17 protein-coding genes, 1 tRNA gene and 1 other annotated feature are annotated in these 19,626 nt (G+C 36.6%); of the genes, 4 read left to right on the top strand and 14 right to left on the bottom strand.

What is annotated here, in order from left to right; genetic code table 11:
• Nucleotides 1–15: 15 nt before the first annotated feature.
• The 9 genes from nusB to LDM92_RS00515 all read right to left on the bottom strand — a co-directional run bounded on the left by nusB (nucleotide 16) and on the right by LDM92_RS00515 (nucleotide 7,726).
• On the bottom strand, nucleotides 16–408 hold the full coding sequence (nusB, locus tag LDM92_RS00555) for a transcription antitermination factor NusB (RefSeq protein ID WP_046332286.1): 393 nt from the start codon (nucleotides 406–408) through the stop codon (nucleotides 16–18).
• A complete protein-coding gene (locus tag LDM92_RS00550; protein WP_046332287.1) occupies nucleotides 386–844 on the bottom strand; it encodes an Asp23/Gls24 family envelope stress response protein in 459 nt (152 codons plus the stop codon). The genes nusB and LDM92_RS00550 overlap by 23 nt, the downstream gene beginning before the upstream one ends.
• Before the next feature lie 17 nt (nucleotides 845–861).
• Nucleotides 862–1,431 (bottom strand): elongation factor P, encoded by a 570-nt coding sequence (efp, locus tag LDM92_RS00545; RefSeq protein ID WP_045928273.1) that lies wholly within the window; start codon nucleotides 1,429–1,431, stop codon nucleotides 862–864.
• Between the two features lie 72 nt (nucleotides 1,432–1,503).
• On the bottom strand, nucleotides 1,504–2,613 hold the full coding sequence (locus LDM92_RS00540; RefSeq protein WP_223901589.1) for a M24 family metallopeptidase: 1,110 nt from the start codon (nucleotides 2,611–2,613) through the stop codon (nucleotides 1,504–1,506).
• 137 nt (nucleotides 2,614–2,750) lie between these two features.
• Entirely contained in the window at nucleotides 2,751–3,044 is a 294-nt protein-coding gene (rpmA, locus tag LDM92_RS00535; RefSeq protein WP_034981396.1) for a 50S ribosomal protein L27, read from the bottom strand.
• 13 nt (nucleotides 3,045–3,057) lie between these two features.
• Nucleotides 3,058–3,372: a 50S ribosomal protein L21 gene (rplU, locus tag LDM92_RS00530; RefSeq protein WP_046332289.1), complete on the bottom strand. Its 315-nt coding sequence runs from the start codon at nucleotides 3,370–3,372 to the stop codon at nucleotides 3,058–3,060.
• Between the two features lie 13 nt (nucleotides 3,373–3,385).
• Nucleotides 3,386–3,460: a sequence feature (ribosomal protein L21 leader region), on the bottom strand.
• Nucleotides 3,461–3,547: 87 nt separating this feature from the next.
• Nucleotides 3,548–4,387, bottom strand: coding sequence for a YitT family protein (locus LDM92_RS00525; RefSeq protein WP_045928275.1), 840 nt, complete (start codon nucleotides 4,385–4,387; stop codon nucleotides 3,548–3,550).
• A 156-nt stretch (nucleotides 4,388–4,543) separates the two neighbouring features.
• Nucleotides 4,544–5,875 (bottom strand): DUF2325 domain-containing protein, encoded by a 1,332-nt coding sequence (locus LDM92_RS00520; protein ID WP_223901588.1) that lies wholly within the window; start codon nucleotides 5,873–5,875, stop codon nucleotides 4,544–4,546.
• Nucleotides 5,876–5,962: 87 nt separating this feature from the next.
• Nucleotides 5,963–7,726, bottom strand: a complete 1,764-nt coding sequence (locus LDM92_RS00515; protein WP_223901587.1) for a DUF2207 domain-containing protein — start codon at nucleotides 7,724–7,726, stop codon at nucleotides 5,963–5,965.
• 196 nt (nucleotides 7,727–7,922) lie between these two features.
• Here LDM92_RS00515 and LDM92_RS00510 point away from each other — a divergent pair.
• A tRNA-Arg gene (locus LDM92_RS00510) sits at nucleotides 7,923–7,996 on the top strand.
• Between the two features lie 53 nt (nucleotides 7,997–8,049).
• On the opposite strand, the gene LDM92_RS00505 is transcribed toward LDM92_RS00510, so the two are convergent.
• Nucleotides 8,050–8,481, bottom strand: a complete 432-nt coding sequence (locus tag LDM92_RS00505; RefSeq protein ID WP_052060376.1) for a hypothetical protein — start codon at nucleotides 8,479–8,481, stop codon at nucleotides 8,050–8,052.
• A gap of 556 nt (nucleotides 8,482–9,037) precedes the next feature.
• Here LDM92_RS00505 and LDM92_RS00500 point away from each other — a divergent pair.
• The 3 genes from LDM92_RS00500 (at nucleotide 9,038) to LDM92_RS00490 (ending at nucleotide 13,005) form a co-directional block, all read left to right on the top strand.
• Nucleotides 9,038–10,075 carry a PTS sugar transporter subunit IIC gene (locus LDM92_RS00500; RefSeq protein WP_223901586.1) on the top strand — a complete coding sequence of 346 codons (1,038 nt, stop codon included), beginning with the start codon at nucleotides 9,038–9,040 and terminating at the stop codon, nucleotides 10,073–10,075.
• Nucleotides 10,076–10,143: 68 nt separating this feature from the next.
• Entirely contained in the window at nucleotides 10,144–10,500 is a 357-nt protein-coding gene (locus LDM92_RS00495) for an arsenate reductase family protein (RefSeq protein ID WP_223901585.1), read from the top strand.
• A 105-nt stretch (nucleotides 10,501–10,605) separates the two neighbouring features.
• Nucleotides 10,606–13,005, top strand: a complete 2,400-nt coding sequence (locus LDM92_RS00490) for a Xaa-Pro dipeptidyl-peptidase (protein ID WP_223901584.1) — start codon at nucleotides 10,606–10,608, stop codon at nucleotides 13,003–13,005.
• Between the two features lie 89 nt (nucleotides 13,006–13,094).
• Here the strand turns inward: LDM92_RS00490 and carB are convergent, their stop codons facing one another.
• The 4 genes from carB to LDM92_RS00470 are packed head-to-tail and all read right to left on the bottom strand — an operon-like array spanning nucleotide 13,095 to nucleotide 19,585.
• Nucleotides 13,095–16,277, bottom strand: coding sequence for a carbamoyl-phosphate synthase large subunit (carB, locus tag LDM92_RS00485; protein WP_223901583.1), 3,183 nt, complete (start codon nucleotides 16,275–16,277; stop codon nucleotides 13,095–13,097).
• On the bottom strand, nucleotides 16,270–17,355 hold the full coding sequence (locus LDM92_RS00480; RefSeq protein WP_223901582.1) for a carbamoyl phosphate synthase small subunit: 1,086 nt from the start codon (nucleotides 17,353–17,355) through the stop codon (nucleotides 16,270–16,272). Before LDM92_RS00480 ends, carB begins: the two co-directional genes overlap by 8 nt.
• Nucleotides 17,352–18,629, bottom strand: a complete 1,278-nt coding sequence (gene pyrC, locus LDM92_RS00475; RefSeq protein WP_223901581.1) for a dihydroorotase — start codon at nucleotides 18,627–18,629, stop codon at nucleotides 17,352–17,354. The genes LDM92_RS00480 and pyrC overlap by 4 nt, the downstream gene beginning before the upstream one ends.
• Nucleotides 18,629–19,585: an aspartate carbamoyltransferase catalytic subunit gene (locus tag LDM92_RS00470; protein WP_223901580.1), complete on the bottom strand. Its 957-nt coding sequence runs from the start codon at nucleotides 19,583–19,585 to the stop codon at nucleotides 18,629–18,631. Before LDM92_RS00470 ends, pyrC begins: the two co-directional genes overlap by 1 nt.
• Between the last annotated feature and the right edge of the window lie 41 nt (nucleotides 19,586–19,626).

The raw sequence follows: 19,626 nt of genomic DNA, 5'->3' as shown, positions 1-19,626 counted from the left end.
GACTATAAGTTATTTTTAGATAAAATTTGCCAACATACCATTAATAAATGGCTTATCTTTAGGATCAGCAAACTCATCACATAAGTTCAAAGCTTCATTTACCGCAGCTTTTGGCTCAATTTCCTTACTGTATTTAATTTCATACAAAGCAACTTCCAAAATGGCCAACGAAATTTGATTAATACGGTTAATACGCCAGTTCTTTTTTAAATAGCTGGCGAGTTCACCCTTTAATTCATCCCGTTTTTCTATTACGCCTTCAATTAATTCTTTTGAATAGGCAGAAAGTACTTTTAAATCAAGCATTGCGACAGTTTTAGCTTCAACTTCATTAGCCGTATATTTTAAGTCTTGATTAGACAAATAAACAGCTTGCATTGCGACTCTACGACTCTCGTGTTGATTCATTTTTACCCTTTTCATCTATGTCGGAAAATAGCTGAGAGGTGCCGCTGCCATCTTCATTATCATCATCTGGAAATTCAAGTCCTGTAACATGCACATTAATTTCACTAAGAGTTAAATCGGTCATCTGTAAAACCTGTTGCTTTAAAGTCTTTTGCAAATTCATTGCTATTTCAGGCACATTTTTACCGGCTTCAATACTGACATAAACATCGGCAATCAAGTTATGCTCATCATCAATATTAACAGATACACCTCTGCCACGATCTTCTCTTCCTAATACGCGGTTAATTCCGGACTTGACGTCACCGTGCATTTCGGCAACTCCATCTACTTTTTCGGCAGCAATGCCCATAATAACTTCAAGAACACTAGGATCAATTTCAATTTCTTCGCCGTTATTTTGATCATCTAAGACAATTTTTGAACTATCTGCCATTTTTTTACCTCGAAAATTTATTTATTTGCGCGAGATACGTATGTACCATCGACAGTATTAATTACTAAAACGTCTCCCTCATTAATAAAGAAAGGTACGTTTACTACAAGGCCCGTTTCCATAGTTGCAGGCTTTCCACCACCTGATGAAGTATCACCCTTAATATTAGGCTCCGTTTTGGCAACCGTCAATTCAACAGTATTCGGTAATTGAATTCCTAAGGTTTTACCATCATGCATAATGACACTTACATTCATATTTTCCTTCAAGAACTTGGCTTCATCTTTTACTTGTTCGTTAGGAATTGCCAACTGGTCATAAGTGTTAGTATCCATAAAAACGTAACTGGCACCATCATTATATAGGTACTGCATAGATTTTGTTTCTATTTCTGCAGTTTCAACTTTTGCAGTAGAGCGGAAAGTATATTCCTGTACAGCACCTGTGTTCAAACTCTTTAGCTTTGAGCGAACAAATGCACTGCCCTTACCAGGTTTAACATGTTGAAATTCAACTATACGCCATAAGTCATTATTATACTTAATAGTCAAACCATTTTTAAATTCATTTACTGAAATCATTGTCATATTGAGTACCTCATCTCCATAATATTATCTTACCAATTAGTAAGCGATTTTACTATAATTATTATTTATCTTTTATAAAGAAATTAAGTTGTCTTTAGGTAAAGTAGATAGTGTCTCAGGGGTTTGATTATGAATTAAAATGTCGTCTTCAATTCTGACACCGCCTTTATTTGGCAAATAAATTCCCGGTTCAACAGTATGAACCATGTTATTAACAAGTTCTTGTTTACCAAAAGGCAAGGCAGGTTGACATAATTCATGTATTTCTAATCCGATGCCATGGCCAATGCCATGACCAAAATACTGTCCATATCCTTGCTCTGTAATGTAACTTCTGGCTGCTCGATCAACATCACTACCATGATTACCTGCAATAGCAGCTTCAATACCACGCCTCTGTGCTTCATGAACAATTTCATAAATTTTGTGCATTTCCTGGTCAACTTTGCCAACAGCAATAGTTCTGGTAATATCAGCAGCATAGCCATGGTAAAACGCACCAAAATCAATTACAACCATATCGCCATCTTCAATCATTTTATCGCTAGCAACACCATGAGCCCATGCAGAACGCACTCCTGAGGCAATAATAGTATCGAAACTAGGGCCATCACCGCCATTAATTTTAAAGTAGTAATCTAATTTTGCTCCGATTTTTCGTTCAACAGCACCTGGCTTAATCAAAGGCAATATTTCATTAAAGCTATCCATTGAAATGTTAATCGCTGTACGCAATGTTTCTAATTCAAGTGCGTCTTTAACATTACGTACTTGTTCGACTAGTTCCTCGCATATTTCGAAATCGATACTAGGATTTAATCTTTGCAAGTTTGCAAACTCAACTGCAGAAACGAATTCACCTTCAATTAAAACTTTTTTTAAATTTGCCTCTTTTAATTGTTTAGAAATTTCAAGGTCTTGACCTTCTTTTTTCATTACCACCCTAATTTCACCAGGGGCTTCGGCTTTAATCTGATCGTCAAACCGTGAGTCAGAAAGTAAAATTCGATCTCCTTTTGAAGTTAAAATCAATTGAGCTTCTTCACCAGTAAAATTAGTCAGGTAACGATAATTTGCTTGGTTAAAAATTAACAGTCCATCGGCATTACGTTTTTTAATTAGTTCGGTAACCTTATTTATTCGCCTGTTAAGCAGCGTTATTAGTTCTTCCTTTTCAGTCATACCCATAATCTCCTGTATATCAATCTTTACCTTAATTTTAACCCTAAAAAGAGATACATTACTAACTTATCTTTACAAATTAAAACAGAAAAAAGACGAGAAGCATATGCTTTTCGTCTTCTTGCTTAAGAACTAAATTACTTAGCTTCTTCTTCAACCGGAATAACAGAAACTTGTTTTCTGTATTTATCTTTCCGCTCAAATTTTACTACTCCATTTACTAAGGCAAATAAAGTATCGTCTCCACCTTGACCAACATTCTTACCAGGGTGAATCTTTGTACCACGTTGACGATAAATAATTGAACCAGCATGAATGGTTTGACCATCTGCAGCTTTAGCGCCTAAACGACGTCCAGCTGAATTACGACCATTGGCAGTAGAACCTCCACCCTTGTGGTGGGCTAATAATTTAAGATTTAAAATATTCATCATTACTTCACCTCTAGTTTAATTCAATTTTTTCAACTGTAACCTTAGTATAAGGTTGACGGTGACCATATTTTGAATGTGAGTGCTTCTTAGGCTTGTACTTGAAAGTAACTACCTTCTTTTCCTTACCTTGCTTTTCAACTTTAGCAACAACTTTAGCACCTTTAACTAACGGTGTACCAACTTTAACATCTTTGCCATCAGAAGTAAGAACTACTTCATCAAAAGTAACTTCTTTGCCTTCTGCAGCATCAAGCTTTTCAACAAAAACACTATCGCCTTCAGCAACTTTATATTGCTTGCCACCGGTTTTAATAATTGCGTACATTTACTACCCTCCAAAATTTACTTAGACTCGCCAATCGAGGTGCTCCGTAAAAGACTTATTACCCCGAAATGTGCGGTTGCAGATGTGGAGGAACCCACAAATACAACTACTACATAATACTACTCTTAAGTCTAGTTGGCAATAAAAAATACCCTTTTTATTGGGTAAATTGGCATTAAATCTGCCACTTACCACCGTGTACTTTAGCAATATTTTCGGTAACAATAAATGCTTCACTGTCAATTTCGCGGGCTTTGGCAACTAATTGACCATATTCATTAGTATCAACAATTATAACTAATTGTTGCTTATCTTGGTCACTGTATCCACCCACAACGTTATAAACAGTCAGGCCATCGTAATCCTGCTGGAGCATTTGCCTAATTTTATCTAATTTAGTGTTACTCATTATGCGCACTTGATATTTTTTATCAAAACCAGTTTCAGTATATCGCATAGTAATAGTAGTAATGACCTGAGAAAAAGCTGCCAGTAAAAATGCTTCAGTTCCATCAACAAAAATGTTCAGTACAATGACCGACATATCAATGACCATGAGCGATATAGCAGGGTCAACATAAAAATATTTTTTTATAATTAGTGGGGGAATTGTGGTTCCGCCAGATGAAGCATTAATCCGGTAGAGCATTGTAACACCAATGCCCATTAAAACCCCACCATAAATTACCGCCAGCATATTATTTGAAGTTAGTTTAAAGCTAGGGGTAATTGCCATTAAGACAGGTACTAAAAGACTGCCCAATGCAACTTTTTTTAAAGTTTGTTTGCCCAAAAAGACGGCAGCTAAAATTAGCATTAAGCCATTAACCACAAATACCGAAATTGAGCGGTTAATTCCCCAAACAGCATCAATCAATATTGAGATCCCGGTCGAGCCTCCAGCAGCAACATTTATTGGAGCATAAAAGAAGTTAATTGATATTGTTATTATTTCCAGACCAGCCAAGAAAAAGAGCCAGTATTGCCACGTATGGGTTTGCTTTTGTGAATCCATCTCATCTTCCTTCCATAAAATTGTTATTTTACATTTTACAGGAAAGTAGCTAAATTATGCAAGGAATATGGGTTTTGGTTATTCTTGATCATTCTTAAAATCGCTTAAACTATAACTCTGAGGAATTTTTCTTAAATTATTAAGAAATTATAAATATTACTGTTCAGCAAGTTCGTATCTAATAGTCTGATTGCCTTCGTATGCTGGTAGACCTTTTTCAGCCCGATATAATGCTCGCTCAAACGCTTGATAGCCTTTACTTGAACTAACGGCAAACTTGATATGGTATTTACTTGCAAATTCTCTGATATTCCAAGTACTGTCATGAGCTGCAAAAGCCGTAACCAAAATCACGATATCTAGATCTTTAATTTGGTTTTCAATAACTTTTTTTCTGCCCTGAAAAGCATCAATAGGAATTGGAATGCCGCCATAACGATTAACTATTCCTTCAAGCATAGCTTCATTTTGATTATTACCAATGGCAATTCCAACTCTTTGATAATGTAGGTCCATCGCTAGTTTAGGCAAATCAACTTTCTTTGATTCAGCAGTACTTTTTTTCTTTTTTGTGCCAATAGATTTCTGGGACTGTTCAATTTGATAAACCCAGCGAATTTGAATTGCCTCAGCCGGATTTTTTTTCAGACGCACGTCCCCATCATACCAAGCTAAGTCTACTATTGAACCATCAACTAACTTAATATTTTCATCCCAATATTTGCTCGAATCAACTGGTAAAAGAATTGCTTTACCATGAACCCGCAATTTCTTACCATGAGCGTTACGTGAAATAGCCAGATGTCCGGTTCGTCCTTGAACTACTGCATACTTAAAGGTTGAAATAGAATCAACTTCCATACTGGGCAAATCACGATAGCCAACAATCCTTAAAATAGTCGCTTCATAATGAGAACTTTTTTCTTCTGGTACAGCTTCAACGATATCTCCACTTTTCAAATTCAGGGAATGGATCTGTGATTCTTTTAACGTATAAACGGTCCTATTGCTATCATTAATCAAATCACAGCCTGACAATAAACGAACCACTGTATACCGCTTTCCTTTACGGTAATCCCTTGGAGGTTTTTTAGGTGTAGCAACTGCTTGCTCAAATACTTTTTTATTGATTAAATCTTTTGAAGTCCCAAGTGACTTTATTGCTTCTTTTAAATCAACTAAATTTTGACGGTATTCTTTATTGATACCTTGGGCAAGCGTTAATTTCTGCGTAGCCGAAAGCACTGTATTTTTAGCTGAAATGTTTGTCGGATTAGTAATTAGTCGCGTTAGACTTGTTAATAATAAATTAAGCTGCTGTAAATCAACTTCTACAGTATCTTTATCTTTTACGGTTGAATTGGTTTTTTCATCCCTATCGGTCATACCTAAGATCAGTTTTATTGCAGCCAAGCCATTCTTAAGGCTCTTCTCATCTCCGGCAGTCTGATTAAGAATCCTTATTAAATTATTGCGATAATCGAACATATTTTTACCTGTCTTTATATTATTTACTTAAGTATAGCAAAAGCAAAAAAGTCCAGCGTTATGCTAGACTTAAAATCAAAACTTATACTAGAAAGCTCCACCACCGGAACCTCCACCAAAGCCACCGGATGAACCACTGGAAAAGCTGCTTGAACCAGTAGATATACTGTCGTTAAAGCAAGAATCAAAGTTGGCAGAAAAGCTATCTTTGCCGGTATTAGAGGCAAAACCATAGTAAAAGTAATCACTCTTTGCCAATTCTTCTTGACTAAATTCGATTTTGAGCTGTTTCATTACTTTATTAGCTAAACCAAAAGCAACAGCATAAGGCATGATGTCTTCCCATAAAATGATGTCACCCACATCCTTCATCTTAAACTTACCGATATCTTTCAACATTTTCTTGAAACCACGTATCTTTTCGGTTTCAATTTTTCCTTTTTCAGAATATATACCGGTACGTTTGATATTAAAAATTAGAGCCAGTAAACTCAAAATCAGAATCAAAGCTTCGCCAAAAACTATTACTAAGATAAATTTAAGTGAGCTTATAAGAGCTACTACCGAAGCAGCGAAACTGATGACCATCATTAAAATTATGATAGCAATATTTTTATTTTTTCGATTTATCAATGAATCAGGCAAATAAATTTGCTTTTCTTTACTATCAAAATAATCTCCTGCCCAAAAATCAAAGTCGCGGCCTAGTTTTTTTCCATGATATTTTTTTAGGGCTTGTGTTGTAAAACTAGTTCCATCCCCAATCTTGTTAAAGAGTGTTTTCATTAATCGGCTTTCATCAACAATACTTTCGTCTATCGCGGTTATCCGATAATAAGTTTTAAGATGGGCTTTATAATCTTCAATCCTAATTTTTTTCTGCGCTGCCAGTTCCATCAAATAAGCGGTAAACGCGCGATTATCCGGTTGCTTTGCAGTATCCAAAATTTGCGCTAATATGGGATCCACATCAGGTATTTCATAGTTATGGGCTAATTCACGAATTTTGCGGGGCTTAAAACCAATCTTTTTGGCCCTAAAACCCTTAATGATACCTAAAAGTCCTGCTATTATACTCACAGCAATTAGCCAGAGACTTCTTCTTACCCCTCTTTTTTGCTTTAATTCCGTATTTCGCGCTAACTCTTTTTCTTGCTTTATCACTGCCTGCCTGTGATTCTTATTTTTGACATTTTGATTGTTGGCAGTAATTTTAGGAGGGAAAATAGTATGAACTTCAATACCCATGTCACCAGCAAGATTTTCAGCTGTCATGACAATTTTTCCTTTTTGAGGATTAACTTGCAGATGGCCATCAAGTGGTCCGTGGGCCCATGCTTTTAGACCTTTAACAGATCCTGGAAAAATCACGCTTGCTTTAACATAGTCTAAGCTGGTGTCCCAACCGTCGCCAATAATTTTAAAATTAAGTTCGGCTACATCACGGTAATTGGTAATGGCATTAGTGATACGGTAAAAATAAGTAACAGTAAAGCGACTATTACTCTTTATATTATGAAATACTTTAAAACGGTAGCCCTTTTTATTTCTTTTAAGATCATAATCATCAGTTTTGTGACCCTTGTCGTTGCCATCTGCCACTTTTACTGACGCATCATCGATTTTCTGATTCGATTGTAGATTTTGGCGATAAAAAACTCCATGTGCAGAGCTGTTGAATTTATACGTAATTGCCCTTTTCATCGTCAACGAGCCGTCTGAGTTAACTTTAGCTGTAGTGATGTTTTTAGCAATATCATAATCAACATCGGCTTTTACTTCTTGTCCAGAAACAAAACAAAATAATAGAACTCCCAGTAGAGATATCAATTTTATAATTTTATGTTTCATGTATTTTCCTGTCTTTCGTTCTTCGCTTTTCTTTATTATACAGATTATGAAATACAATTAACAAATCAATTTGTACTTCTTTATTATCTATTTGACTTTAAAAATAAGTTGGATAAAAAAGAAATTTCCGGTTGCAATTACAAAAACTTTTCTCTATAATAGTTAATGTTCTTGCGCGGGAATACGCAAAACTATCGGTCTGGTAGCTCAGCTGGATAGAGCAACGGTCTTCTAAACCGTGGGTCGTGGGTTCGAATCTCACCCGGATCATTTTTCAAAAAAAAGAGCTATAACAAAGCGTGTTATAGTTCTTTTTTTGATCGCTAATTCTTCTTGATTTTTGATATCAACACCCTTTGCCGTTTAGGATTTAACCGGTAATAACCTGAGAAAATTCCCAAAAAAGTTAAAACAACTGTTCCGATAACCAGCAATAAAATGCTGTCTTCATGAAGTTCTCCGATAAATTCATATAGAGAAGATACCATCTTCAACCAACCACCAAGTGAAACAAAGTACCAGGCAGTAGCCTTATCAATAAAACTCATAGCTGTACGCAAATCAGATTCATTTTTGATAATACTACCTAGAATTTTGACTGCACGCCGTTTTTCAAGATAAATTTTTACAATAGGTATAATCCAGTACAAAGGAGAAATTTTTGGTTGTGCTTTACTTGATTGGTTAAATTCCTTCAAAAACCATTCATAATCATAAAGCTCCATTAATCCTTGATAAAGAGGAAAGGCAAACAACAACCAATCTCCTAAAAAACTGATGCAATTAATAAACAGTGAGATAATAAACACTTCTTTCTATATTTTTTATTACAAAACTGAATTATTATTTTTACTTGTCATTATTTTAGTCGTTACCAACCAGTTATTCAAAAAAGTTATTCAAATTTTTGCAAGCTATTTTGCTAATTGAAAAAGAAAAAATATTTTTTTAATAATTAACTAACTTTTTCTTTCCCAACAAAAAGACTATTAGATGCTTAAAGCTTGATATACCAAAGAATTTTTTTCTTTAAAAATTCTCTTGCTTTTTTTATACTATTAAGTTATGATATTGCTTAAATATTTATGAGAGGTAAAGATTATGACGGCAATTAAAAAAATTAATCAACCGCAAGTTAAATATTATTTCTGGTACTTCAGCTATTTGATCTGAGTGCCTAGTTTGTCATTGTCTTAGACACACAGTTCAATCTTCATGACAATTGTGTGTTTTAAAGATTTAAGTACTTTCTTCTCTGAAGACTCACACAGTTGTCGTCATCTGTGTGAGTTTTTTTATTGGGAGAGTAAAATGAATACTTTAAAAAAGATTACGTTAGATACACTAAATGGCTTATCAACAGGTATTGTTGTTGCTTTAATTCCTGGAGCATTAATTAACCAACTGGTAAAAGCATTGCTGCCAAGCATGCCCCAATTAAGCTTTATTTTAGCTTTAACCACCTTTGCTTCGGCATTGTTGCCAGCAATCAGTGCTGTTTGTGTAGGTATGACTGGTAAATTAACACCAATCCAAACTTCATCTATTGCTTTAGCGGCAACAGCTGGAGCTGGCAACTTTGTGATGAACAAAGGCAAAGTCGCGGTTATGGGCAGTGGTGATGTTATTAATACTGCCATCACTATTATGATAGCTTACGGCTTAGTTTTGTTTTTTGGTAAGAAATTGAAAGCATACACAATTCTATTAGTTCCATTACTTGTTCTGCTAATAGCTGGAGGAATTGGCTGTCTTACCCGTATCCCTGTTGGCCAATTAACTAGTTTGATCGGTGTCGGAGTTGAAAAATTGACGGCATTGCAGCCAATTATTATGGGAATGCTAATGGGAATAGTTTTTGGGTTACTTATAGTTTCCCCTATTTCTTCAGTCGGTATTGCCACCGCGATAAGCATTTCTGGCATAGCTTCCGGTTCTGCCAATTTAGGTATCACAGCCGTTGCTTTCTCTTTAGCTGTTTTCGGTTGGAAATCAAATAGTTTTGGTACATCAATTGCCCACTTCTTAGGTTCTCCTAAAATGCAAATGGCTAATCTAATGACTAATCCCAAATTACTTATCCCGCTTTTAATTAATGCCGGTATAATGGGTGCCTTAGGTGCAGTATTTCAAATTCAGGGTACACCAATGAGTGCAGGATTTGGCTTTTCAGGTTTAATTGGCCCTATTGCCGCCATGGCAAATCGCCCAGCGAATTTTGTTAATATTATATTAATTGCTGTTCTTTTCTTCGTGTTACCAATTGCATTAGGCATCGCAATGAATTACCTTTTTAATAACAAAGTTCATCTTTTTACTAGTAAAGACTTTGAACTGGATTTTAGTTAGTTTAAAATACTCTACTCTTCTGGTTTATCAGTCTTATTGCTATAATTGAAGTAAAGGAGAGTATGAATATGATAAAATTCTATGGTTACAAGCGTTGCTCTACTTCAAGGGCTGCTCAAAAATGGCTGACAGAGCACAATGTTGAGTTCGATTTTCAAGATTTGGTCGAAGAACCGCCAAAAAAAGAAGATCTAGTAAAATGGCTGAGCCAGCATCAAGATCGTGGCTTAAAATATTTTTTCAACACTCACGGTCAAGACTATCGCAAATTACACCTTAAAGATCAAATTGCAGGTATGTCAATTGCAGATGCCGCTGACATGATGTCCAAAAATGGAAAACTAATAAAAAGGCCTCTGGTTGTTGAAGGTAAAAAACTGACTTGCGGTTTTAATGAAAAAATTTACGAAAAAGTTTGGTTATAAATTTAATATTTAAAAAGGAGGTATTGAAAACAGTACCTTCTTTTTTATTAATCAGCTTTCTAATATCATTGTTAACAGGTAAAATAATACAAAAAGGAGAATTTTATGAAGTATAACCAATACGCTTATGTGGAAACTGATTACAAAACAGAAGTTAAAGAATTATTGCAAATTAAATTTTTACCAATAGATTATGAAAAACGTTCTTTTTCCAATCTTTTAGGAGAGCTGATCGCAAATGCAGTGGCGGTGATTAGCCCTTGCGACGAAAGTGCTCGCAAAGCAAAATTAGCTGAGTTTGCAGTTTCAAGTGTCCAGCCTCTTAATGCTTTTTTAGATACCAATCCCGAGGAAATTGCTTCTAACCAATTTTATAATGTTGCATTGCAGCTTCTTGGCTATCATGTTGGCTACGATTATCAGCTAAATAACCCTTTGGCTTTTATGAAAAAGCAGGCATTACCTTACATTGAGAAAATTAACGACAAGAAATCTCTTATTCAAGCTTTTTATCGTTTGCTTAATACTCGTGCCAAAAATGGACAACTGCTAATAGATGTCATGGCTGGTCAAGGTTATTTTTACAATAGAAAAACGGAATTTGCGCAGAATAAGTTTCTCTTTTTTAATGGTAAAAGCATGCCTGTTTTTGATACCAGCAAAGTGATCCGAGAAGTCGTTTATGTTGAAAGTGATTTGGATACAGACGGTGACGGGAAGAGTGACCTTTTGCAAACGACAATTTTTCGTCCAATTGAAAGTGAAACTTTACCGGTTCCTGCTCTTTACACTGCTAGTCCCTATTTTGGCGGTATCATTGATAATGAAAAGCGCAACCACAACGTAGATGAAAATTTGACTGATGCAACTGAGTGGACTAATCCACAATATCAGGCTTCTGCAATAGTTAAAGCCAAAAAGCCACTGGATAGTGAAAACTCATCTAGGCCGGTAGAACAAGCTGTCGGCAAATCTTCCTACGGTCTGAATGAATATATGCTGGCTCGTGGCTTTGCCAGCGTGTTTGCTGGCGCTATCGGAACGCGAGGCAGCGACGGTCTCAGAATTACTGGTGCTCCGGAAGAAACCGAAAGCGCCAAAGAAATACTTGAATGGTTGCATGGAGATCGCATTGCTTATAAAGATAGAACGAGGCAGCACGAAACCAAAGCAACTTGGTGTAACAAAAAAATTGGGATGACAGGTCGTTCATATTTAGGCACTTTGCAAATAGCCATTGCTACTACGGGTGTACCTGGCCTAAAAACAGTTATTTCTGAGGCTGCCATTTCTTCTTGGTATGATTATTACCGCGAACATGGCTTGGTGATTGCACCAGAAGATTGCCAAGGTGAAGATCTGGATATGCTTGCAGAAACTTGTCAATCGAACTTGTGGGATGCTGGAGATTATTTAAAAATTAAACCTAAGTTTGACGAAATGCAGAAGATTTTATTAGAAAAGGCCGATCGCAAGACTGGTCAGTATTCTGATTTCTGGGAAAAGCGCAATTATCGCCACCATACTGATAATATTAAATGTTCCTGGATTAGCGTCCATGGTTTAAATGACTGGAATGTCAAGCCTAAGAACGTCTATAAAGTTTGGCAAAAGGTCAAAGACCTTCCTATTGCACATCACCTTTTCTTGCATCAGGGACCCCATTATAATATGAATAATTTGGTTTCAATTGATTTTACTGACCTAATGAACTTATGGCTGGTTCATGAACTCTTGGGAGTAGAAAATAACGCCTATAATCAGTGGCCAACTGTGCTTATTCAGGATAATCTAAAAGCAGATCAGTGGCACAAAGAAAAGGATTGGAGTAATGACATTGGCAGCGAAACTGTTTATTTCCCTAATTCCGATAATGAGTTAACCAAAGATACTAGCAGCAATCAAAAACTTTCCTTTACTGATACAGGCGGAACTGAATTTAAGAAGGCAAAAATTTCTGAGAATGACTGGCAATACCAATTTATTTGTGGTGAAGCAAAGTGGGCAAAAGCCAGCTTGCGTTTTACCAGCGACGAATTTATTCATCCAGTAACAATTGTGGGACGTCCAGCAATCCGGCTACGTGTTTCATCCAGTCTTAACAAAGGACAGATTTCTGTTGCTTTAGTAGAAATTGCTGATCGCAAGCGTTTGACTCCTACCCCTAAAATTTTAATGCCTGGTGGACAAGAACTGGGCTTCCATTTTCAACTTGACTCTTTACAAGAATTTATGCCTGACAAACTAACTCACGCCAAATTAATTACCAAGGCGCACATGAATCTGCAGAATTATGCAGATATGAAAAAGCCAAGTAGTATTAAAGCCGGTGAGTTTTATGACTTGCAATTTAAATTACAACCAACTTATTACACAATGCCGGCAGGCAGCAAACTTTGCTTAATTATTTATTCAACTGACCAGGGAATGACGAAAAGGCCTCTTGAAAATACAGACTACACAATTGATCTGGCTGAAACCGCCATTAAATTTAGTACTAAATAAATTAAATTTTATTTATGCCAGTACCTTTCAAAGTTAAACATAAAAAGCAGCTGTGTTAAAAACGCAGCTGCTTTTTAAATTTCAAAATTCTATTTTATGTTTATTGTAGCAAACGACCTGTTTTCTAAAGCAGTTAGCAATGCACGTGCAGTATCCAGGCTTGTAATTAACGGAATGTTTTGCTGAATAGCAGTCTGACGAATGACAAAGCCGTCAGATGTTTTAGCAAGATCATGGCCCATAGTATTAATTACCAAATCGATTTTGCCATTTTTCAATTCATTTAGGATATTTGTGTCAGTGTCTTCATGAATTTTATCTACCAAAGCAACATGTAAATGATTTTGTTTTAAAAATGTTGCTGTACCACTGGTAGCAAAAATACGGTAACCGATTTGGGCAAATCTTTTGGCAATAGGCAAAATTTTTTGTTTATCACGATCTTCGATTGTTAATAAAATATTGCCACTGTCCGGAATATGCATGTTTGCACCTGAGAAGGCTTTGTAAAGTGCCTTAGGAAAACTAAAATCACTACCCATGACCTCACCAGTTGACTTCATTTCCGGTCCTAAGTAGCTGTCAACATCAGAAAGCTTGCTAAATGAGAACACTGGGGCTTTAACACTAATCATTTTGGTTTCTGGTGCCAGGCCATCATCATAACCTTGCTCCTGTAAGCTTTCACCCATAATTACTCTTGTTGCCACCTGCGCCATTTCAATAGAAGTAATCTTACTTAAAAAAGGTACAGTACGACTAGCACGAGGATTGACCTCAATAATATAAATTTCACCATTGCGCTCAATTAACTGCAAATTCATTATTCCGCGACAATTAAGCTTTAACGCTAACTTCTTAGTAATGTCCGCTATTTTTTGTTTAATTGCGGGAGAAAATGTTTGAGCGGGATAAACAGCCATGGAATCTCCGGAGTGAACTCCAGCATGTTCAATATGTTCCATTATTCCGGGAATAAGGACCCTTTCGCCATCGCAAATTGCATCGACATCACACTCGCGCCCATCAAGATAATCATCAACTAAGATTGGATGACTGCTTGCAATATCCACATGATTTTGCAAATAGTCTTCAAGTTCTGGCTGATTATAAACAATTTCCATTGCTTTTCCACCCAAAACATAACTTGGTCTGACTAAAACCGGATACCCCAACTTGTCTGCTGCTTTGATAACACCATCATGTGTAGTAGTCGTAATTCCTTGCGGTTGCTTTAAGCCCAATTCTTTTACTACTTGATCAAATAATTCGCGATCTTCAGCTCTGTTCAAGTCTTCCACACTGGTACCCAAGATTTTAACACCATGCTTTTCTAGCCCAGCTGCCAAATTAATTGAAGTTTGACCACCAAACTGGATAATTACACCTTCAGGCTGCTCAAGATCACAGACATTTAAGACATCTTCTAAAGTGAGTGGCTCAAAATATAATTTATCAGAAACAGAAAAGTCGGTTGAAACGGTTTCTGGATTTGAATTAATTACAATGGCTTCATAACCCATTTTTTGTAATGCTTTGACACAATGAACAGTGGCATAGTCAAATTCTACACCCTGACCAATCCTGATAGGTCCTGAACCAACAACTAAAACTGATTTTTTACTATTCTTCCGACTCTCATTTTCCGTATCATAAGTAGAGTAAAAGTATGGTGTTTCTGAGACGAATTCCCCAGCACATGTATCAACCATTTTGTAAACGGGTAAAAGATGATTTCTCTTGCGTAAATTACGCACTTGGTCTTCATCCTCATTCCATAAATTGGCGATAGTATGGTCACTAAAGCCGTATTTCTTAGCATTTTTGAGCACAGCCAGATCATCTGGATTAGCCGCAATAGTTTTTTCTAAATCAACAATATGCTTAACAATATCTAGAAAATAGAAATTAATTTTGGTTAATTCATGTAAGTCTGACATTGCATAGTCTCTGCGAAAAGCCTCCGCTAAATAAAAGAGACGATCATCTTGAGCTTTAACAAGTTTATTTTCCAGTTCTTCATCACTTGCATCATGAGCTTCAGTTGAATAAAAATCTTTTTGGTCAATTTCTAAAGAGCGCACAGCTTTTTGAAACGCTTCTTCAGCTGTCCTGCCAATCGCCATGACTTCTCCAGTTGCTTTCATTTGGGTTCCCAGTTCACGATTTGCTTTGGCAAACTTATCAAAGGGCCAACGAGGGATCTTGCAGACCACATAGTCCAGTGCTGGTTCAAATTCAGCAAATGTAGTGCCTGTTACCGGATTTTTAATTTCATCTAAAGTCAGACCCACAGCGATTTTAGCAGCCATCTTGGCAATGGGATAGCCAGTAGCCTTTGACGCTAATGCAGAAGAACGCGAAACCCGGGGATTAACCTCAATGACATCATAATTAAAACTGTTTGGATCAAGGGCTAATTGAACATTGCAACCACCTTCAATTTTTAGTGCCCGAATAAGTTTTAAAGAACAGTCACGCAACATCTGATATTCTTTGTCAGATAATGTCTGAGACGGTGAAAAAACAATTGAGTCACCCGTATGGATACCAACAGGATCGAAGTTTTCCATACAACAAACAATCATGGCATTATCGTCATGATCTCTCATGACTTCAAATTCAATTTCTTTATATCCTGCAATTGAACGCTCAATTAAGCATTCGGTAACTGGTGACAATTCCAAACCGTTTTTAGCAATTTTAGCTAGTTCATCCCTGTCATTGCAAATACCGCCACCAGTTCCACCCATAGTGAATGCCGGGCGAACAATAATGGGGTAACCAATCTTGTCTCCAAAATCTAATGCTTCTTGCACTGTCTTGACACTAGTTGAAGGTGGCACTGGCTCTCCTAATTCTTGACACAATTCTTTAAATTTTTCTCTGTCTTCGGCTTGTTCAATTGAATTGAGCTTTGTTCCCAATAATTCAATGTTTAGTTCATCTAAAATACCACTTTTAGCTAATGATAAAGCCATATTTAAACCAACTTGACCACCTAAAGTCGGTAAAATAGCATCAGGAAATTCTTTGCGGATAATACGTGATACTGATTCTAAAGTTAATGGTTCTATATAAACTTTATCGGCTATTGTGGTATCAGTCATAATTGTGGCCGGATTAGAATTAACCAGAACCACTTCATAACCTTCTTCACGCAAAGCAAGGCATGCTTGAGTACCGGAATAATCAAATTCTGCAGCCTGACCAATAATAATTGGTCCTGAACCAATTACCATTATTTTTTTTATATCAGTTCTTTTAGGCATGATTTTTAACATCCTTTCTTTGGTCAATCATTTGCATAAAGTAATCAAAGATGCCTTCTTCATCGTGAGGGCCAGGCGTACTATCAGGGTGAAATTGGACGGAAAAAGCAGGATATTTCTTGTGCCGCAAACCTTCGATAGTACCGTCATTAACTTCAACATGAGTAACCATTAAAATATCAGGATCAATTGAATCTCGGCTAACAGCATAGCCATGATTCTGTGAGGTAAAGCCAATATTTCCAGTAGCTATTTCCCGTACAGGATGATTAAATCCCCGATGACCAAATTTCATTTTATAAGTTTTTGCACCATTAGCCAGAGCAAAAACCTGGTGACCCATGCAGATTCCCATTAATGGTACCTGCTTTTCTACTTCTTGAACCATTTTGACGGCACCCCGCATTTCTAAAGGATCTCCAGGTCCATTAGACAGCAAAACGCCATCCGGATGAAGAGATAATATTTTTTCAGCTGAAGTAATATAAGGCAAAACTATACAGTTGCAATCTCGTTTGCTTAATTCACGCAAAATACTATTTTTTAGTCCAAAATCTACTACAACAATATTGCGCTTTGAGCCTGGCACAGGATAAGCTTTTGTAGTCGCAACTCTTTTAACTACGTCCTTTGAAAGTTGACTTGCTTTTAATTGCTCTGCAATCGCAGCAGCATTCTCCTTAGAATCACAAATTTGACCCTTCATTGTACCGTAGGCACGTAATTTTTTAACCAATTTTCTGGTATCTATTCCTTGAATACCAGGTACATCTAGACTCTTTAAAAAATCTGGTAAAGTAGTTTGCATGCGCCAATTATCAGGGTGTCGTGCCACTTCATGGCAAATCACTCCTTTTATGCCCGGCTCAAGTGATTCATAATCTGCCAGCGTGATCCCATAATTGCCAATTAACGGATTAGTAAAAACTAAAATTTGATCAGCATACGATTGATCGGTAATTGCCTCTTGATAACCTGTCATTCCGGTTGTAAACACGACTTCACCTTTAGTCGCTTGACTTCCACCAAAGCCTTCGCCTGCAAATATACTGCCATCTTCTAAAATTAAATATCTCATTTACTTTCCTCACTTTGAAAAACAATCTGGCCGTCGACCATTGTTAAAACAGTTTGGCCATAAACTGCATCACTATTAAAAGGAGTATTCCTTCCCTTAGACTTAAAATTAGCTGCATTAATAGCTTCTTTTTTGTGAAGATCGAAAATTGCAATATCTGCCGGTTGACCTAAAGCTATTTTTCCAGCTTTTTCCAAACCAAAAGTTTTAGCGGGAGCCAAAGTGAGCCAATTTAATAACTGCTCCAGAGTAAAAATACCAGTTTTAACAAATTTAGTGTAGAGCTCACTAAAAGCCGTTTCACTGCCAACAATACCAAATGCAGCCGTGGCAAAACCATTTTGCTTATCACTTGCAGTATGAGGAGCATGATCAGTAGCTATCATGTCAATTGTGCCATCAAGTAATCCAGCTATAAGTGCTTCTTGATCTCCTTTGGTTCTCAAAGGCGGATTCATTTTAAAATTAGCATTATCACTGATAATATCTTCTTCTCCTAATAGAAGATGATGAGGAGCAACTTCGCTGGTAACATTAATACCTTTACTTTTAGCAATTCTGATCAATTCAACGCCTTTCTTAGTAGAAACATGGCAAACATGGTAATGAACGCCAGTCTTTTGAGCCAATAATAAATCTCGGGCAATTTGAGTAGTTTCAGCTAATTCAGTAATCGGAGCTAAATTAAATTCACTTGCTTTTCTACCTTCATTTATAACGCCATGATTGAACAATGAATCATCTTGAGCATGTTCGGCAATAATTAAATTATTAGCCTGAGCTTTTTGCATTGCTAAATACATAGTGCGAGCATTTTGCACACCTTTGCCATCATTGCTTAGTGCAATACAGCCGGCTTTTTTTAGAGCTGCATAATCAGGAATTTCGTTAGTATCTTCATTAACAGTAATTGGTGCATATTGCAAAACATGAATTACACCATTTTCACAGTTGTTTTTCACCATTTTACCCATCAGCTCTGGTGTATTGGGTACCGGTACTACATTCGGCATTGCAGAAACAGTAGTGAAACCACCATGTGCTGCTGCCAGCGAACCGGTTCTGACATTTTCTTTATCAGTTTGTCCAGGATCTCTGTAATGAACATGTACATCAACAAGTCCTGGGCTTACTAATTGCTTTTTGGCATCAATTATATTTTCTGCTTTTAAACCAATACCAATTGCAGAAATTAGGCCATTTTTAATTAAAAGGTCACCATGTACTATTTCTCCATCAGTATAAATATAGCCATTTTTAATCACAGTTGTCATCAAGACAAACCCCCTAATTTGCGACCACGCATAACTGCTTCAATCATTGCCATTCTCATAAAAACGCCATTTTCCATTTGCCTTACAAACCGACACTTTGGAGCTTCAACTAAGTCACCGCTAAGTTCAACATCATGGTTAATCGGACCCGGGTGCATGATAATAGCATCATCTTTCATTTGCTCATACCTTTTTTGATTAATACCAAATTTTTCATGGTAGCTTTTGGCGTCAAATTTTGCTTCGTTAGGATCTCCTGCGTGTCTTTCGTGTTGCACACGTAATAGCATCATCACATCCATTTGATTAATTAAATCATCAATTGGCATATATTCACCATACTTATCGTATTGTGTGTCATACCAATAATCAGGACCAGAGAAATAAACCTTGGCTCCCAGCCTGGTCAAAAGTTCCATATTACTTTTAGCAACTCGAGAATTAGTAATATCTCCTACGATAGCTACTTTAAGACCCTTAAAATGGCCAAAATGCTCATGAATTGTCATCATGTCAAGCATACATTGTGATGGGTGCTGACCGCTTCCATCTCCGGCATTTATCACGCCTATATCAAGGTGTTGGTTTTGTTTGGGATGTATCAGTTGGTTATAGTATTCATTTTCAGTATGCCTGATAACTTCAAGATCAATCCCAAGAGCTGCCATAATAAGCGAAGTATCATAAAGCGTTTCCCCTTTTTTGGTTGAACTGTGTGCAGGATCAAATGGTATTACACTTAAACCCAATTTTCTTTCTGCCATTTCAAAACTCGTGTGAGTTCTGCTAGAATTTTCAAAAAACATGTTTGTGACAAAAACTGGGTTTGTTAGGTGTGGACGGGCACCACCTTTTTTAAAGAACTCTGCTCTTTCAATAAGCGCCATTACTTCTTCAACTGTTAAGTTTTCGACACTTACAAATGATTTTAGGGTAATCAGATTAATATTTTTCATTTTTACTCTCTTCCAAAAAAATAAACCTAAAGCTTTTTCAG

It is taken from the genome of Lactobacillus laiwuensis, from assembly GCF_019972835.1.
GTDB lineage: Bacteria > Bacillota > Bacilli > Lactobacillales > Lactobacillaceae > Lactobacillus > Lactobacillus laiwuensis.
This window is presented reverse-complemented; position numbering and strand designations above follow the sequence as displayed.

Bases quoted from the DNA above. Each gene is read 5' to 3' on its own strand.
- nusB (WP_046332286.1), bottom strand. From the start codon at position 408: ATGAATCAACACGAGAGTCGTAGAGTCGCAATGCAAGCTGTTTATTTG.
- LDM92_RS00550 (WP_046332287.1), bottom strand. From the start codon at position 844: ATGGCAGATAGTTCAAAAATTGTCTTAGATGATCAAAATAACGGCGAA.
- efp (WP_045928273.1), bottom strand. From the start codon at position 1,431: ATGACAATGATTTCAGTAAATGAATTTAAAAATGGTTTGACTATTAAG.
- LDM92_RS00540 (WP_223901589.1), bottom strand. From the start codon at position 2,613: ATGACTGAAAAGGAAGAACTAATAACGCTGCTTAACAGGCGAATAAAT.
- rpmA (WP_034981396.1), bottom strand. From the start codon at position 3,044: ATGAATATTTTAAATCTTAAATTATTAGCCCACCACAAGGGTGGAGGT.
- rplU (WP_046332289.1), bottom strand. From the start codon at position 3,372: ATGTACGCAATTATTAAAACCGGTGGCAAGCAATATAAAGTTGCTGAA.
- LDM92_RS00525 (WP_045928275.1), bottom strand. From the start codon at position 4,387: ATGGATTCACAAAAGCAAACCCATACGTGGCAATACTGGCTCTTTTTC.
- LDM92_RS00520 (WP_223901588.1), bottom strand. From the start codon at position 5,875: ATGTTCGATTATCGCAATAATTTAATAAGGATTCTTAATCAGACTGCC.
- LDM92_RS00515 (WP_223901587.1), bottom strand. From the start codon at position 7,726: ATGAAACATAAAATTATAAAATTGATATCTCTACTGGGAGTTCTATTA.
- LDM92_RS00500 (WP_223901586.1), top strand. From the start codon at position 9,038: ATGAATACTTTAAAAAAGATTACGTTAGATACACTAAATGGCTTATCA.
- LDM92_RS00495 (WP_223901585.1), top strand. From the start codon at position 10,144: ATGATAAAATTCTATGGTTACAAGCGTTGCTCTACTTCAAGGGCTGCT.
- LDM92_RS00490 (WP_223901584.1), top strand. From the start codon at position 10,606: ATGAAGTATAACCAATACGCTTATGTGGAAACTGATTACAAAACAGAA.
- carB (WP_223901583.1), bottom strand. From the start codon at position 16,277: ATGCCTAAAAGAACTGATATAAAAAAAATAATGGTAATTGGTTCAGGA.
- LDM92_RS00480 (WP_223901582.1), bottom strand. From the start codon at position 17,355: ATGAGATATTTAATTTTAGAAGATGGCAGTATATTTGCAGGCGAAGGC.
- pyrC (WP_223901581.1), bottom strand. From the start codon at position 18,629: ATGACAACTGTGATTAAAAATGGCTATATTTATACTGATGGAGAAATA.
- LDM92_RS00470 (WP_223901580.1), bottom strand. From the start codon at position 19,585: ATGAAAAATATTAATCTGATTACCCTAAAATCATTTGTAAGTGTCGAA.